Origin of the sequence: Phaeobacter sp. JH20_08, from assembly GCF_048056635.1 — a bacterium.
In the GTDB taxonomy this organism is placed as follows: domain Bacteria; phylum Pseudomonadota; class Alphaproteobacteria; order Rhodobacterales; family Rhodobacteraceae; genus Phaeobacter; species Phaeobacter bryozoorum.
Genome location: NZ_JAYMVV010000005.1, coordinates 639,905 through 654,681 on the forward strand (window position 1 = coordinate 639,905; position 14,777 = coordinate 654,681).

14 protein-coding genes and 2 riboswitches are annotated in these 14,777 nt (G+C 66.0%); of the genes, 2 read left to right on the forward strand and 12 right to left on the reverse strand.

From position 1 onward, the window contains the following. Positions 1–20: 20 nt before the first annotated feature. Positions 21–237: riboswitch (cobalamin riboswitch) on the reverse strand. A gap of 188 nt (positions 238–425) precedes the next feature. From cobA to cbiE, 5 genes are read right to left on the reverse strand one after another with little or no spacing between them, the layout of a single operon-like run. Beyond that, positions 426–1,190 carry a uroporphyrinogen-III C-methyltransferase gene (gene cobA / locus VWY75_RS05045; RefSeq protein WP_416539277.1) on the reverse strand — a complete coding sequence of 255 codons (765 nt, stop codon included), beginning with the start codon at positions 1,188–1,190 and terminating at the stop codon, positions 426–428. After that, positions 1,187–2,506, reverse strand: a complete 1,320-nt coding sequence (locus VWY75_RS05050) for a cobyrinate a,c-diamide synthase (protein WP_416539278.1) — start codon at positions 2,504–2,506, stop codon at positions 1,187–1,189. The genes cobA and VWY75_RS05050 overlap by 4 nt, the downstream gene beginning before the upstream one ends. A gap of 4 nt (positions 2,507–2,510) precedes the next feature. Further along, complete coding sequence (gene cobM / locus VWY75_RS05055; RefSeq protein WP_416539279.1) at positions 2,511–3,305, reverse strand: precorrin-4 C(11)-methyltransferase; 795 nt, start codon at positions 3,303–3,305, stop codon at positions 2,511–2,513. Then, positions 3,302–3,679, reverse strand: a complete 378-nt coding sequence (locus VWY75_RS05060) for a cobalamin biosynthesis protein (protein WP_416539280.1) — start codon at positions 3,677–3,679, stop codon at positions 3,302–3,304. The genes cobM and VWY75_RS05060 overlap by 4 nt, the downstream gene beginning before the upstream one ends. Further along, positions 3,676–4,872: a precorrin-6y C5,15-methyltransferase (decarboxylating) subunit CbiE gene (gene cbiE / locus VWY75_RS05065; RefSeq protein ID WP_416539281.1), complete on the reverse strand. Its 1,197-nt coding sequence runs from the start codon at positions 4,870–4,872 to the stop codon at positions 3,676–3,678. Before cbiE ends, VWY75_RS05060 begins: the two co-directional genes overlap by 4 nt. Here cbiE and VWY75_RS05070 point away from each other — a divergent pair. After that, positions 4,871–5,611, forward strand: a complete 741-nt coding sequence (locus VWY75_RS05070) for a cobalt-precorrin-6A reductase (protein WP_416539282.1) — start codon at positions 4,871–4,873, stop codon at positions 5,609–5,611. The genes cbiE and VWY75_RS05070 overlap by 2 nt on opposite strands. On the opposite strand, the gene cobJ is transcribed toward VWY75_RS05070, so the two are convergent. The 7 genes from cobJ to VWY75_RS05105 form a co-directional block, all read right to left on the reverse strand. Next, positions 5,608–6,372 carry a precorrin-3B C(17)-methyltransferase gene (gene cobJ / locus VWY75_RS05075; RefSeq protein WP_416539283.1) on the reverse strand — a complete coding sequence of 255 codons (765 nt, stop codon included), beginning with the start codon at positions 6,370–6,372 and terminating at the stop codon, positions 5,608–5,610. The two genes, VWY75_RS05070 and cobJ, sit on opposite strands and share 4 nt — an antisense overlap. Then, positions 6,369–7,097: a precorrin-2 C(20)-methyltransferase gene (locus VWY75_RS05080; RefSeq protein WP_260087413.1), complete on the reverse strand. Its 729-nt coding sequence runs from the start codon at positions 7,095–7,097 to the stop codon at positions 6,369–6,371. Before VWY75_RS05080 ends, cobJ begins: the two co-directional genes overlap by 4 nt. A gap of 3 nt (positions 7,098–7,100) precedes the next feature. Next, entirely contained in the window at positions 7,101–7,730 is a 630-nt protein-coding gene (locus tag VWY75_RS05085) for a precorrin-8X methylmutase (RefSeq protein WP_416539284.1), read from the reverse strand. 1 nt (position 7,731) lies between these two features. Next, entirely contained in the window at positions 7,732–8,910 is a 1,179-nt protein-coding gene (gene cobG, locus VWY75_RS05090) for a precorrin-3B synthase (RefSeq protein WP_416534769.1), read from the reverse strand. After that, positions 8,907–12,152 (reverse strand): cobaltochelatase subunit CobN, encoded by a 3,246-nt coding sequence (gene cobN, locus VWY75_RS05095; RefSeq protein WP_416539285.1) that lies wholly within the window; start codon positions 12,150–12,152, stop codon positions 8,907–8,909. The genes cobG and cobN overlap by 4 nt, the downstream gene beginning before the upstream one ends. Positions 12,153–12,243: 91 nt before the next feature. Continuing rightward, positions 12,244–13,323, reverse strand: coding sequence for a cobalamin biosynthesis protein CobW (gene cobW, locus VWY75_RS05100; RefSeq protein ID WP_416539286.1), 1,080 nt, complete (start codon positions 13,321–13,323; stop codon positions 12,244–12,246). Positions 13,324–13,327: 4 nt separating this feature from the next. Next, the gene (locus VWY75_RS05105) at positions 13,328–13,735 is read right to left on the reverse strand and encodes a DUF1636 family protein (RefSeq protein ID WP_416539287.1); all 408 of its coding nucleotides are present in this window, start codon (positions 13,733–13,735) and stop codon (positions 13,328–13,330) included. 97 nt (positions 13,736–13,832) lie between these two features. Continuing rightward, positions 13,833–14,053, reverse strand: a riboswitch (cobalamin riboswitch). 50 nt (positions 14,054–14,103) lie between these two features. Here VWY75_RS05105 and cobO point away from each other — a divergent pair. Continuing rightward, positions 14,104–14,739 (forward strand): cob(I)yrinic acid a,c-diamide adenosyltransferase, encoded by a 636-nt coding sequence (cobO, locus tag VWY75_RS05110; protein WP_340544893.1) that lies wholly within the window; start codon positions 14,104–14,106, stop codon positions 14,737–14,739. Positions 14,740–14,777: the final 38 nt, after the last annotated feature.

Here is a 14,777-nt window from a genome sequence, read left to right on the forward strand (position 1 = left end):
TCCTCTCCGTCTCACCCGACGGGTTGATTATGTGGTATGGCCGGTCTCCTGACTCGCGGGTCGCTGCTTGCTTTCCCCCTTCCCAGCCAGTTGGCCAGTGGGTGTTGGAAAGCTGCTCGCCGCTCACAGTCGCGGGGGCGGTTGAGGCTTCGGTGCCGCAATTGGGTCCACCGTTCCTCATTCCCGTTTCAGTCCTGACGCTTCGCGCCGTTGGACACCATATGGCGCCTATGTGGCCCCTGCGCCCCGACTCGGTCAAGTTTGAATCCGGCCCCGGAGAAGGCGATTGCGACGCGCCCTTGGGTCAGCTGCGGCGAACACGCGAAAATGGAAATGCCCCACCCGCGAAACACGGGGAGGGTGTGGCGCTCTCAGAGCGGGATGACCTCTGGTCCGGGCGTAGGGACCCGCGCGGTGACGGCGGGTCAGTGGTCGTCCTTGGCATTCACGGCGGCATGGGCCGGATCCGCAGGCTGATCGGCAAGCGGGCCATAGAGGATCAGCACCGGCGCGGTGGTCTCCATCGCACGCAGCACCTCCGGCAGCTCGCCCACCGTGTGGCAATGCAGCTCCTGCTCCGGCGTCGAGACCCCCAGTGCAATCAGCGCATGGGTCTGCGGGGGCAGCCCCGCCTCCAGCAGCTTCTCCGCCAGCGCCGCAAAGGTCCGCTTGCCCATATAGACCACGGTGGTCGCATCCGGGTCCGCCAGTGCGGCGAGGTTCAGCTGATCGGGCAGCCCACCGGTCACGTCATGGCCGGTGATGAACTGCAACCGCCGCGCCGTCAGCCGCCGGGTCAGCGGGATATTCGCCGCCGCCGCCGCTGCCGAGGCCGCGGTAACTCCGGGCACGATCTCGAACCCGATACCCGCCTGCCGCAGCGCGGTGATTTCTTCCTCCAGCCGGCCAAAGACACCGGAATCGCCCGATTTCAGCCGCACCACATGCAGCCCACTTTGGGCATAATCCACCAGAAGCTGGCTCACATGGTCCTGCTTGGGGGAGGGACGTCCGGCCCGTTTGCCCACGCCCACCAGATCCGCGTCGGCGCGGGCATGGGTCAGGATCGGCCCCGAGGACAGGTCGTCAAACAGCACCGCATCCGCAGCCTCCAGCCGCTTCACCGCCTTCACGGTCAAGAGCTCCGGGTCGCCCGGACCGGAGGAGACAAAGGAGACAAAACCGCTCATGCGCGCTCTCCCGTGATCAGGTGAAAGAACGTGCCGGTAACATGGCCCTTGATCGAGCCGGTCTCTGGCACCGGGCCGCCGTCGGCATCCATGACATTGGCCAGCGGCGCGTCAGGTTCTTCCAGAATGGTCGAATAATGGAACTCATGGCCGCGCAGTGCTGTGCCTGCGTCAAATCCGGGCATCGCCGCCTGAAGCACCGCACGGCGGTAGCCAAGGTGGAACTTGCGCTTCTCGTAGGAGGTCACGAGGCCCAAGAGGCCCAGCATCCGGTGGCGGTTGCCCTCCTTGTCGATCAGCGCCTCGCCCAGGGCCATGTAGCCGCCGCATTCGCCATGCACCGGTTTGGTCTCGGCGTGCTTGCGGACACCGGCGCGGAAGGTCTCCGCCGCCGCCAGCACTCCGCCGTGCAATTCCGGGTAGCCGCCGGGCAGCCAGACCAGATCGGCATCTGCCGCGGGGGCCTCATCAGCCAGCGGCGAGAACGGCAGGATCTCTGCCCCCGCCGCGCGCCAGCCTTCCAGCAGGTGCGGATAGGTGAAGGAAAACGCCGCATCCCGCGCCAGCGCAATCCGCTGGGCAGGTGGCTTGGGCAGGCGCGCCGGGGCGGGGGCAGGCCCCGCCAGCGCTGCCGCCTTGATCGCGTCGAGGTCGACATTCTCGCGCAGGAACGCCGCATAGCCCGCGATGGCGGCTTCCAGATCGGGATGTTCCACCGCCTGGATCAGGCCCAGATGCCGCTCCGGCAGCGCCAGATCGCCGCGCCGGGGCAGGGAGCCGAGCACCTTGATGCCTGCCTTCTCCATCCCCAGCCGGGTCAGCCGCTCATGGCGCGGGCTGGCTACACGATTGAGGATCACCCCGGCAAAGGGCACTTCGGTGTCATAATTCTTGAACCCCAGCGCCGTGGCCGCCGCCGATTGCGCCTGTCCGCCCACGTCTACCACCAGCACCACCGGCCAGCCCATACGCTTGGCGGTCTCGGCGGAGGAGCCAAAGCCCGACTGCCCGCGCGTCGCCACACCGTCATAAAGGCCCATGGAGCCTTCGCCGACGCAGATCTCCGCCCCCGCAGATTGCGCTGTGACTGCATCCAGCAGGCCGCCGTCCATCGCCCAGGTATCGAGGTTGAAACTGGGCCGTTTCGCCGCCGCCAGGTGGAAGGCCGGGTCGATATAATCCGGCCCGCTCTTGTAAGGCTGCACCACCAGCCCGTCTTCGGCCAGCGCCCTGAGCAGGCCCAGCATCACGGTGGTCTTGCCGGTGCCCGAGGAGGGCGCCGAGATCATCAGTCCGGGAGGGTTCATATTTGTCATGGCCTTAGTCGTCCCCATGGCTCCAGCTCGACCACGGGCTGTCGGCGCTCTGCGGCCGGTAGCGGCGATCGTATTCGGTGGAATAGAGGCAGCTTTCGTCAAAGCCTTCGCCCTTCAGCACCGGTCCAACAAGGATCAGCGCGGTGCGGGAGATTTTCTCGTCCAGCGCATCCTTCAGGGTCTCCAGCGTGGCGCGGATGATCTGCTGATCCGGCCAGCTGGCGCGGTAAACCACCGCCACCGGACAATCCGCGCCGTAATGGGGCGCGAGGCTGTCCACCACATGGTCCAGATTGCCGATCGACAGGTGAATGGCTAGCGTGGCACCGGTACGGGCGAAATTCTCCAGCGTCTCGCCCTCGGGCATCGAGGACGCGCGCCCCGGCGTGCGGGTCAGCACCACCGACTGGCCAAGGCCCGGCAGGGTCAGCTCGGTCCCCAGCGCGGCAGCAGCGGCGGCAAAGGATGGCACACCGGGGGTTACGCTTACCGGAATGCCCTCCGCCTTCAATCGGCGCAGCTGTTCGCCCATCGCCGACCACACCGACAGATCGCCCGAATGCAACCGCGCCACGTCCTGTCCCGCCTCATGCGCCGCCTTGATCTCCGCCACGATGGCATCCAGATCCATCGCTGCGGTGTTCACGATCTTTGCATCCTCGGGGCAATGGTTCAGGATCTCCTCCGGCACCAGCGAGCCCGCGTAGAGGCACACCGGGCAGGCGGCGATGATATCGCGCCCGCGCAGGGTCAGAAGGTCGGCAGCGCCCGGTCCGGCGCCAATGAAGTGAACGGTCATGGCTCAAGTCTTTCTGCTATGGCCGCGGTGGCAAGCCCATCCGCGGTGACAACTCTCGGGGAAAGAAGGCGCGCGCGTGCGCCCTTCACCCCATGGCGCGCGCCCGCCAGCGCCGCGGCTTCCGCCAGCGACCCGGTGCCGAACCGCGCCTTTATCCTTGGCGAGCAGGTCAATGTCTGCTCCCCGGCTATATCCTGTTCCTGCAACGAAATCACCGGCAGCCCAAGGCTGCGCGCAAACTCCTGCATAGCGGGGGCGTCGGCCTTATGAGCGATGGAGGCCAGCGCATCCACCCGCTCCCCGGTCAGCGCCAGCGCGGACTGCAAATCCGTCGCCGTGGCCGTGCTGCGGAACCCGATGCCTGCCACCTTCATCGCGTGACACTCCATTGTATGACAGGCCGCGCCCGGCGCCAGTCGCGCATGGTGCCCAGCGGCCCGGCCTCGGCGATCTCCGCTTTCAAGAGATGCCCGCCATGGTCCGCATGGGCCTGCATCAAGAGGGTTTCGGTTTCCAGCGTCACCCCATTGGCAACCAGCCGGGTGCCTGCGGGCAGGATGTCCCACAGATGATCCAGCAGCGCCTGCGAGCCGCCGCCGCCGATGAACACGCAGTCGGGCATCTCAAACCCGTCCAGCACCTCCGGCGCCTTGCCCAGCACCGCCGTCATCCGGTGATCCAGCCCGAACGCCGCCGCATTGGCGCGGATGTTCGCCAGTCGGCTTTCGCGCGGCTCGAAGGTGATCGCCCGCGCACCCTGTGCGGCCAGACACCACTCCACCGAGACGGACCCAGACCCGCCGCCGATGTCCCACAGCAGCTCACCTGCGCGCGGGGCCAGCGCCGACAGGGTCAGCGCCCGAATGGGGCGTTTGGTGATCTGCCCGTCGCTGGCAAAGAGGTCATCCGCCAGCCCCGACGCCTGCGGCAGCCCGGGCCGCATGGCCTCGATGGCCATAAGGACCGGCGCTTCTGCCTGCGGCAGATCCCAGGCTTCGGCTGTTGCTTGGCGCAGCCGTTGCCTTGGCCCGCCCAGCCGTTCCATCACATGAAGCCGCGCGTCGGGCTGGCCGTTTGCAGCCAGCCATTGCGCCAGCTCCGCCGGTGCCTTGCCATCGCGCAGGGTGCAGATCAGGCGCACGCCCCGGCCCAGAAGCGGCAGCAGCCGGGCGTAAGGCGCGGCATGAAGGCCAAGGCACAGAACCTCCTCCAGCTTCCAGCCCAGAAGATTGGCGGCCAGCGCAAAACAGGATGGCACCGGGTGCGACACCCATTCACCCGCCTCCAGATCCCGCATCAGCGAGCCGCCGGCGCCATGCCAGAACGGATCGCCGGAGGCGAGAACAGCGACTTTGCGCCCGCGCATCGCCAGCACCGGCTCAATGGAAAACGGCACCTGCCATGCCCGGCCCTTGGCCCCAGCACCCGCCAGTTCCAGATGCCGCGGGCCGCCAAAGATCACCTCGGCCTGCTCCAGCGCCTTCCGGCTTGCATCGCTTAAGGAATCCAGTCCATTTTCGCCCAGACCAACGATTGTGAGCCAGTGCTTGGAAAGGCCATCAGACATGACACGCATCCTCCTGCTGGGCGGCACCACCGAGGCCTCGCAATTGGCCAAAACCCTTGCGGAAACTGGCGCGGATGCAGTGTTTTCCTACGCGGGCCGCACAGCCAAACCGGTCAGCCAGCCGCTGCCCACGCGCATTGGCGGCTTTGGTGGCGTGGAGGGGCTGGCAGCCTACCTGCGCGCCAAAAGCATCACCCATGTGGTCGACGCCACTCACCCGTTTGCCGCTCAGATGAGCACCAACGCGGTGCGCGCCTGCAAAGCGGCGGGCGTGCCGCTCTGCGCCTTTGAACGCCCGGCCTGGCAGGCGGGAGAGGGCGACCAATGGGTTCACACGGACAGCATCGAAGGCGCGGTAAATGCTCTGCCGGATTCCCCCGCGCGGGTGTTCCTGGCAATCGGCAAGCAGAACCTCAGCCAATTCGCCGCCAAGCCCCATCACCACTACCTGCTGCGGCTGGTGGACGAACCGGAGGCAGACTTGCCGCTGCCAAACACCACGGTCGAAATCGCCCGCGGGCCGTTTGACGTGGCGGGCGACACAGATCTGATGCAGCGCCACGCCATCACCCATGTGGTCGCCAAGAACGCGGGCGGCGCGGGGGCCGCAGCCAAACTCGCCGCCGCGCGCACCCTCGCCCTGCCGGTCATCATGATCGGCAGACCCGAGGTGCCTCAGCGGCCCGTATTGGGCAGCGTGGCAGAGGTGATGGCCTGGCTGTTGCATTCCGCCGCTTAACCCTCAGCCGCGTAGCGGGGGGTGTAAACGTAATGGCCCACCCGCCGCGTGTCGCGGTTGCCGACAATAACCACCGTGCGCATGTCGGCCATCTCGGGCGTTGCGTCCTTCAGCGGCACGGTCAGCAGCTCCTGCCCGGGCTTGGTCACGTCGCGGGCAAAGGTGATCAGCGTCTCCGCACCGCAGGCCTCGCGCAGGATCTCCAGCGCGCGGGCAAACTGATGCGGTCGCGACTTGGAGCGCGGGTTGTAGAACGCCATCGCCAGACCGGCCTCGCCAACCAGTTGCAGGCGTTTTTCAATGAGGCTCCAGGGCTTCAGGTTGTCGCTGAGGTTGATGGCGGCAAAGTCATGCCCCAAGGGCGCGCCGATGGCAGCAGCGGCGGCCAGCATGGCGGTGATACCGGGCAGCACCTTGATCTCCAGATCCAGCCACTCGGGGTTGCTTTCGGCACTGTTCTCCAGCGCCTCAAACACAGCAGAGGCCATGGCAAACACCCCCGGATCACCGGAGGAGACAACGACAACCCGCTTGCCCTCGGATGCCATTTCCAGCGCATGGGTGGCGCGGTCCACCTCGACCCGGTTGTCGGTGGCGTGGAGGGTCAGCCCCTCGCGCGGCGCGACCCGGTTGACGTAGGGGATATAGCCAACGATATCCGTGGCCTCATCAATGGCGTCGCGCACCTCCTGCGTTACCAATGCCTCGTTGCCGGGCCCAAGCCCCGCAATCACCACCCAGCCGTTTTGCGATAGTTTCATGGCCGGCGCCCCTGTCCGTGAACCAAGACGATAGAAAAGTAAGGCACCTCGCCGTCGATCTCCGACAGCTTCTGCACTGTCTGGCCGGGCATGGTGCCGCGTTCGACCAGCCAGGCGTCATCTGCGCGGCCCGCACGTTCCAGCGCGCGGCGCAGTTTGGGCAGGTTGCGGCCGATTTTCATGACGACTAGCGCGTCGGTTTCTGCCGCGCGTTTGGCCAGCTCATCCTCGCTGAGGGTGGCCATCGCCACGGTCAGCACATCATCGCCCCAGGTGATCGGCTGGCCGGAGGCGGTCCAGCAGCCGGACATGCCGGTGATGCCGGGAATAATCTCCTGCGCGGCCCGGCCCTGAAGGCGGGTGTAGAGATGCATATAAGAGCCATAGAGGAACGGATCCCCCTCACAGAGCACCACGACGTCCTCGGTCTGGGCAATCTCGGCCAATGTGTCGGCCCAGCGGTCATAGAACTCCGCCAGTACCCGGTTGTATTCGGGATCGGAGAAATGGATCTCGGTCGTCACCGGGTATTCCATCGCGTGTTCGGTGACGCCGTCTGCCAGCATGCCTTCGACAATCGCGCGGGCTTGGCCCTTGCGGCCGGCCTTGCGGAAATAGGCGATGTGGCGCGCGCCGGAAATCATCCGGTGCGAGCGCAGGCTCATCAGATCGGGATCGCCGGGGCCGAGCCCCGCGCAGATGACTTTGCCCTTCGCAATGGTCATGGCTTACTCTTTCCAGCTCGCCAGCGCGTTCACGGCAGCGACAGTGATTGCAGACCCGCCGAGGCGCCCTTTGACGATCATCGACGGCACTGGCAGATCTTCCATCAGCGCCTCTTTGGATTCCATCGCACCGACAAAACCGACGGGACAGCCGATAATGGCGGCGGGGCGGGGGCAATCGGGGTCTTTCAGCATGTTCAACAGGTGAAACAGCGCGGTTGGGGCATTGCCGATGGCCACGACCGCACCTTCCAGTTTCGGGCGCCAAAGCTCCAGCGCGGCGGCGGAGCGGGTGTTGGACATCTCCTTGGCCAGCTCCGGCACCTTGGGGTCTCGCAGGGTACAGATCACCTCATTGTCCGCGGGCAGGCGCGGGCGGGTGATGCCCTCGGAGACCATATACGCATCGCAGAGGATCGGCGCGCCCTTGGCAAGGGCTGCGCGGGCGGTCTCGGCCATGCCTTGGGAAAACCGCACATGCTCCTCCAGCCCCACCATGCCTGCGGCGTGGATCATGCGGACGACGACAATTTCCTCGTCCTTGCTGAAGCGCGCTAGATCGGCCTCGCGGCGGATGGTGGCAAAGCTTTCGGCATAGATCGCGGCGCCATTGGTTTCATAGGTGTGGAGCATATCAGCTGCCCTCTGTCATAAGGTCTGGAGCGGCGCGTAAGCGGGCGGCGCTCAGGGAGGTGTTTAGCGGGTGATCGGCGGCAGTGCCATTGCGGATCAGGTCAAATTGGTCGTCACCGGTGGCGGTCAGCACCAGATCGGCGGGGCGGGGGTGGGCACAGCCTTTGGCGCAGCCGGAGACATGCAGATGCAGGCCCGCAGGCACCGCAGGGGCCAGATCGCGGGCCAGAGCGCGCGTCGCCGCGCGCGCCTGCGGGCAGCCGGGTGCCCCGGTGCAGGCGCTCACCCGCAGGCGGGGATCGGTTGCATCCAGGATCAGGTCGGGCAGGGGGGGCAGGGTGCTGGCGCCTTCGACAAGCAGCATCCGCCAGGGGGTGAGTCGCAGCGCGCCGTGATCGGCCAGCGCCGCCAACGTGCGGGCAGGCATCTGGCCAAATTCCAAAGCCACCAACAGCCCCTGCGCCGATGCGCCCGGGAGAGGCCGGAAGGAAGACGTTGCGGCACCGACCGTTGCCGCATGCGCCGCAGGGGGGCCGCGGCGCGCAATCAGCCGGTGCATTCTGCCACGCCCCCCGGACGCGCCGCCTTGGTCGAGAAACCAGCGCGCCAGCGCGAGGGCGTCGCCTGCGGCACTGTCAGCCGTGACCGGCAGGCCCCTGTCTGCACCATCGGCGCGCAGGATCAACCCGTCGGGGCCACGTTCGATGCGGATATCTGCGGCTGTCTCGGCCAGCACGGGCAGGTCACCACAGTCCACGGCAAAGCCGAACTTGCCGGGAAGCGCCAGATCGCGGGCCTCCGTCAGCGCGGCCGCCAGCGTCTGCGCAATCTGGTGGCTGTCGTCGCCTGCGCGCCAGAACGGCGTCAGGGTGATATTGCGACGCGCCTCGGCCTCTGCATCCTCATCGACCAGACCCAGATCGCCAAGACCTGCGATCAGTGGCAGATGGGCGTCCTCGCGAATGCCGCGCAGTTGCAGATTGGCGCGGGCGGAAATATCGACAATGCCGGATCCACAGCGCTGCGCCAGATCGGCCAGACCACGCGCCTGATCCGGTGTGAGCCGCCCCAAAGGTGCGCGCACCCGCACCACCAGCCCGTCGCCCGACATCATCGGACGCAGCGCACCGGGACACCAGCCATAGACTTTGGGCGCTGGGGAGGCGGCTTGCTCAGTCACACCGCGCCCTCCAGCTCGGCCATGATCGAGTTGCGCCGCGTGCTCCACAGGCCGGCATCAAACAGCGCGCGAAAGCGGTCGCGCATGGCAGCCAGCGCGTCGGGGTTCTCGCGCTCCATGAAGTCGACCAGATCCTCGCGGCCCAAAGTGGCCTCGAAATAGAGATCAAAGAGATGCGGCTGCACCACCTGCGCCAGATGGGCAAAGGCCGCCATATGATCCAGCGTCGCCGCGATTTCCGCCGCGCCGCGAAAGCCGTGGTTCATCATCGAGGTGGCCCAATCGGGATTGGCGGCGCGGGCGCGCGTCACGCGGGCGATCTCCTCGCCCAAGCTGCGCGCCTGCGGTTTGTCAGGCCGGGTGGCATCCATGTGGTAGAGCGCCGGTGCCTTTTGGCCGATGCGCGCCATGGCGGCGGCAAATCCGGCCTCATGCGCGGCATAATCCGAGGCCACCAGCAGGTCGGTTTCCGGCAGATCCTGCAGGTGCACAAAACTATCCGTGGTTTGCAGCCGGATCTCCAGGGCCTCGCGGGCATCGGTGATGGTGCCCTTGGCATCAATCGCGTGCGACGACGCATTGAGCCAGGCCTCGCCCGCTGCCGCGCGGGCCGCGTCGCTGTAGTCATCCAGATGCGGGTTCATCGACAGGCCGTATTGACCCGGTTTCGGGCCAAAAACGCGGGGCGTCTGCGCCAGATAGGGATTGTCGCTCGCGCTTTCCTCGCGGCCTGCCAGCGCGGCGGCGGCGGCCTCGAACATCTGCGCCAGACCGGGGAAGACGTCACGGAACAGACCGGAGACCCGCAGGGTGACATCAATGCGTGGCCGGTTCAGCATCGAGAGCGGCAGCACCTCGAAACCGGAGACGCGCTCGGAGCCTTCGTCCCACTTGGGCGCCAGCCCCGCCAGATGCAGCGCCATGGCAAATTCCTCGCCCGCGGTGCGCATGGTGGCCGAGCCCCAGAGATCAATCACCAGCCCGCGTGGCCAGTCGCCATGGTCCTGAAGATGGCGGCGCAGCAGCTCTTCTGCCAGCTTGACCCCTTGCGCCTGCGCCGCGCGCGACGGCACCGCGCGGGGATCCGTGGTGAAGAGGTTGCGCCCGGTCGGGATCACATCCGTACGGCCGCGAAACGGCGAGCCGGAGGGGCCGGGGGCCACCATCTGGCCATTCAGCGCGGCCACCAGCCCGGCGCGTTCCTCAGCGCCGCATTGACCGGTGCCAAAGATATGCAGTCCTTCCCCGTATTGGCTTTCCTTGATGTCGCAGACAAAGGCGTCGATCCGGGTGATCGCCTCGGCGGGCGAGGTGTCGGGCGTGAGGCCCAGATCAGCCTCCACGCCTGTGCCCTGCGCCTCGGCCCGGATGCTGTCGATCAGCCGGTCGCGGCGGGCCGGATCCAGTCCGTCAGCGGTGGAATATTCATCAAGCAGGCTTTCCAGCCGCGCCATGCCTGCGGGCAGATTGGTCTGCGCCAGCGGCGGCGGCAGATGGCCCAGGGTGACGGCGCCAATGCGGCGCTTGGCCTGTGCGGCCTCGCCCGGATCATTGACGATAAAGGGATAGGCAACAGGCAGCGGCCCGGTCAGCACCTCGGGCCAGCAGTGCTCGGACAGGGCGACGGCCTTGCCCGGCAGCCACTCCAGCGTGCCATGGGCGCCGATGTGGACAATGGCGTCGGACTGGCTGCGCAGCCACATGTAGAACGCCACATAGGCATGGCGCGGGGTGCGGTCGAGATCGTGGTAATCATCGACGCGGGTTTTCACCTCGCCGCGTTCGGGTTGCAGCGCGATCAGCGCCTTGCCTGCCCGCAACGCCTTGAAGTGAAAGGCACCATCGCGGCAATCCGGGTCTTCCTCAGCGGCACCCCAGGCCTCCGACAGCCTGTCCTGCAACACCTTCGGCAGGGTCGCCAGCGCAGCCCTGTAGCCCTCTAGCGAGATGGTCTGCGTCTCCGCCATCAGCCGCAGGCCGGTGCTTTCCAGCGGTTCCACGACATAGCCCTGATCCCAGAGCTCGCGCAGGATTTCATCGCAGGAGGCCAGCGCGTCCAGTCCCACCGCATGGGCCAGATTGTGATCGCGGCCCGGATAGGTGGACAGCACCAGCGCCAGACGTTTGTCGGCATTGGGCAGCTGCGCCAGCCGCAGCCAGCCCTCGATCCGGTCAACGGCTGCGGTGATGCGGCCGGGATCGGCGCGATGGGCAAAGCGGGAATATTGCAGATCCGGGTCTTTCTTGCCCGGCGCCTTGAAGCTGACCAGCCCGGCGAAAATGCGGCCATCCACCTCGGGCAGCACCACATGCATGGCAAGATCGGCCGGGGACAGCCCGCGATCGGCCTCGGCCCAGTCCTTGCGCCGCGCGGTGGACAAGGCGACCTGGAACACCGGGCAGCCGGTGGTGGAGAGCGGCGACGCGCTGCCATCGGTGCCCTGCGCCGAGAAGGCGGTGGCGTTCACGATGGCTGCCGGGGCCAGTCCGGGCAGTTTGTCACGCAGCCAGTCCGCGCTGGCCGGTGCCTTGAGGCTGGCAGCAAAGGCGCCATAGGCCGCATAGCCCCGTCCGCGCAGCTCATTGATCAGCGCATCCACCGGGGCGGTATCGGCGGCCGTCAGATAGGAGCGGTAGAAACTCACCAATATGAGGGGTTTGTCCTGCGCCGGCAGATCCGCCAGCACGCCTTTTTCCGGGTCATAGAACCCGTGTTCGGGCGTGCTCTTGAGGCCAAGGACCGGACCGGCATAAAGCCCCGCCGCCAGCGACAGCTGGGCAAGTGCCGCCTGTGCCGCCACCGCACCGCCGGCATCACATAGATGCTGGAGCCGGCGCAGAGTTGAAACCGGCAGGGTCGAGAGGGCGTCCAGACGGGCATCTTCGCGCCCGTCAGCCGGCAGGATCGCCAGCGCTATGCCCTTGCGCCGCGCCAGATCCTGTAGCGTGGCAAGCCCGTAGGACCAGTAGCTTTCTCCGCCGATCAGACGTACCAGAACGCCCTTGGCGCCCTCCAGTGTCTGTTCGGCATAGACATCGACCGAGAGCGGGTGTTTCAGCGCCACCAGATTGGCAAGGCGCAGGCTGGGCAGCTTGCCCTCGGCCCGGTGCCAGCCCGCCGCAAAGGCCCCGAGATCGCTGTCGGAGAACGACAGCACCACAAGGTCCGCAGGCGTCTGCCCCAGATCCTGTGGTGTATCACTCTCGTCGAGGCCGTGGCTTTCGCGGAAGACGACATGCATGGGTCAGGCCTTTGTATTCTGGCAGGCGGCGGGCGCTGTGTGGGCTGCGTCCGAGCCTGGGAGGGTGCGAATGCGCCCGACCGGCATCGGCTCAGGCCCCCAGCTCGGCGCGGATGGCGGCGGCGTCGATGTTGTCGTGCTCGGCAATCACCACCAGCTGGGTACGCCGGGGCATGTCACCCCAGGGCTGGTCATATTGCGAGCGCAGGCGTTCGCCCACGGCCTGAACAAGCATCCGCATCGGTTTTCCTTCCACCGCCACATAACCTTTGACGCGCAGGATATTGCGCTCGCGGGCGAGTTTCACGATGGCATCTTGCAATGCCTGCGGATCGGAAACTTCGCCGAGGTCGACCACGATTGTATCAAAATCGTCATGGCTGTGATCATGGTGGTGATGATCGTGATCGTGGTCGTGATCATCGTCATGGTGGTGATGATGCTCATGGTGCGACGGGCGCGCATCCAGATCGTCTTCGGCCGCGGCCTCAAGCCCCAGAATGACGCGCGGGTCGATCACGCCTTCGGACATCGACAGGATCGGCAGTTTGCGCGGCGCTTCGGCCTCGATCATCGCGCGTGCCTTGTCCAGGCCCTCTTCACCGGCCAGATCGGCCTTCGACAACAGGATGATGTCCGCGCAGGAGATCTGATCCTTGAACAGCTCCGACAGCGGGGTTTCATGGTCGATGCCCTCATCGGCTTCCCGCTGGGCCTGCACCGCATCCAGATCGGTGGCGAACTGGCCCTTGGCGACCGCTTCGGCGTCGGCCAGCGCAACCACGCCATCCACAGTGATGCGCGACCGGATCGCGGGCCAGTCAAAGGCCTTCAAAAGCGGTTTCGGCAGCGCCAGACCGGAGGTTTCGATCACGATGTGATCGGGTTTTTCCGGCAGGTTCATCAGCTGTTCGATGGTGGGGATGAAATCATCGGCCACGGTGCAGCAGATACACCCGTTGGCGAGCTCCATGATGTTCTCTGCCGGGCAGTTCTCATCGGCGCAGGATTTCAGGATTTCACCGTCCACACCGGCGGTGCCAAATTCATTGACCACCACGGCCAGACGCTTGCCCTGCGGGTTCTGCATCAGATGGCGGATCAGGGTGGTTTTGCCCGCACCAAGGAAGCCGGTGATGACGGTGACGGGGATTTTGTTCAGATCGCTCATGGGGTCAGTCCTTGGATAAGGAGGGAGGAGTGGGAGAGGTCGCCGCAGGTGCGGGCGCAGGCGGGATACGGGCGATGGATTGCTTGCGGAACACCACGGGGCGTTCGCGCCAGGGCACCAGACCATCCGTGGTGGCGGCATAGGCGGCAGCGCCGCTCAGGATGTCGGGCACATGTTCGTCGGGATCAAGATCACCGTAGATGTAGCTCCAGCGGGCGTCGCCGCCGCTCAGCACCATGGAACAGCCACGGGTGCAGGCCGAGAGGCATTCGACACCGCGCACCGCAACGCCATCGGGCAGATCGGCCTCTTGCAGGGCGGCCAGCATACGGGCACCGGGGCGGGGGGCCTCCGGGTCGGTCACCTCGCCGCGACGGCAGGTGGTGCAGATCGTCAATGTTACCTCGGCCATGAGCGCCCTTCACTTGGTTCAGCGAGGGGGCTGCGGGCCAGCGGGGGCGCGAGGGTCGCGCGCGGATCCCAGCCGGTCGCGGAACACCCCGTCCGCCCGTTGCATTTCGTGCGTTGGCAGGTCTCCCGGCTTGCGGATGCCAGGACCTTTTTCGGGTCCTGACGGTCATCCTGCCTTCCCGAGTGGTACTCAGTGGCATCGGAGACCTCTCCGGTCACGGTCGCGGGGGCGGCTGTGCTTTGACGGACCCTGATGGCCCAACTGTCACATTCCCTCTTCGCCTGCCAAATGGCAGGAACCAACAAAACCCCCTTGCGCCATTGCCCCTGTCTTTGTCAAGAGATGGGCGAACCAGTAGGAGAGCCACAATGAGCGATACGCCCGAGACCGACATTTCCGAAGCAGAAGCGGCACGCCATGCGGCGAAAATGGCCAAGAAGAAGGCCGCCCGCGACCGCATGATGCAGAACAAGGATGGCGAAAAGGGGCTGATCATCGTCCACACCGGCCCGGGCAAGGGCAAGTCCAGCTCTGGATTTGGCATGATCATGCGCTGCATTGCCCATGGGATGCCCTCGGCAGTGGTGCAGTTCATCAAAGGCGCCTGGCAGACCGGTGAACGCACCCTGATCGAGGAGAACTTCAGCGAGCTGTGCCAGTTCTACGCGATGGGCGAAGGCTTTACCTGGGAAACCCAGGACAAGGCGCGCGATATTGCCGCCGCGCAGAAGGGCTGGGAGAAGGCCAAGGAGATGATCCGCGACGAGCGCAACGCCATGGTGCTCCTCGATGAAATCAATATCGCGCTGCGCTATGACTACATCGACATTGCCGATGTGGTGGAATTCCTTGAGACCGAGAAACCCCCGATGACCCATGTCGTCCTGACCGGTCGCAACGCCAAGGAAGAGCTGATCGAGATCGCTGATCTGGTCACCGAAATGGGTCAGATCAAACATCCTTTCCGCGACGGCATCAAAGCCCAGAAGGGTGTGGAGTTCTGATTTTCTGACGTGATCGTGACATGAGGCGGAAAGCTCCT

Bases quoted from the DNA above. Each gene is read 5' to 3' on its own strand.
- cobW (WP_416539286.1), bottom strand. From the start codon at position 13,323: ATGAGCGATCTGAACAAAATCCCCGTCACCGTCATCACCGGCTTCCTT.
- cbiE (WP_416539281.1), bottom strand. From the start codon at position 4,872: ATGTCTGATGGCCTTTCCAAGCACTGGCTCACAATCGTTGGTCTGGGC.
- VWY75_RS05105 (WP_416539287.1), bottom strand. From the start codon at position 13,735: ATGGCCGAGGTAACATTGACGATCTGCACCACCTGCCGTCGCGGCGAG.
- VWY75_RS05070 (WP_416539282.1), top strand. From the start codon at position 4,871: ATGACACGCATCCTCCTGCTGGGCGGCACCACCGAGGCCTCGCAATTG.
- VWY75_RS05050 (WP_416539278.1), bottom strand. From the start codon at position 2,506: ATGACAAATATGAACCCTCCCGGACTGATGATCTCGGCGCCCTCCTCG.
- cobJ (WP_416539283.1), bottom strand. From the start codon at position 6,372: ATGAAACTATCGCAAAACGGCTGGGTGGTGATTGCGGGGCTTGGGCCC.
- cobN (WP_416539285.1), bottom strand. From the start codon at position 12,152: ATGCATGTCGTCTTCCGCGAAAGCCACGGCCTCGACGAGAGTGATACA.
- VWY75_RS05060 (WP_416539280.1), bottom strand. From the start codon at position 3,679: ATGAAGGTGGCAGGCATCGGGTTCCGCAGCACGGCCACGGCGACGGAT.
- cobO (WP_340544893.1), top strand. From the start codon at position 14,104: ATGAGCGATACGCCCGAGACCGACATTTCCGAAGCAGAAGCGGCACGC.
- cobA (WP_416539277.1), bottom strand. From the start codon at position 1,190: ATGAGCGGTTTTGTCTCCTTTGTCTCCTCCGGTCCGGGCGACCCGGAG.
- cobM (WP_416539279.1), bottom strand. From the start codon at position 3,305: ATGACCGTTCACTTCATTGGCGCCGGACCGGGCGCTGCCGACCTTCTG.
- VWY75_RS05080 (WP_260087413.1), bottom strand. From the start codon at position 7,097: ATGACCATTGCGAAGGGCAAAGTCATCTGCGCGGGGCTCGGCCCCGGC.
- VWY75_RS05085 (WP_416539284.1), bottom strand. From the start codon at position 7,730: ATGCTCCACACCTATGAAACCAATGGCGCCGCGATCTATGCCGAAAGC.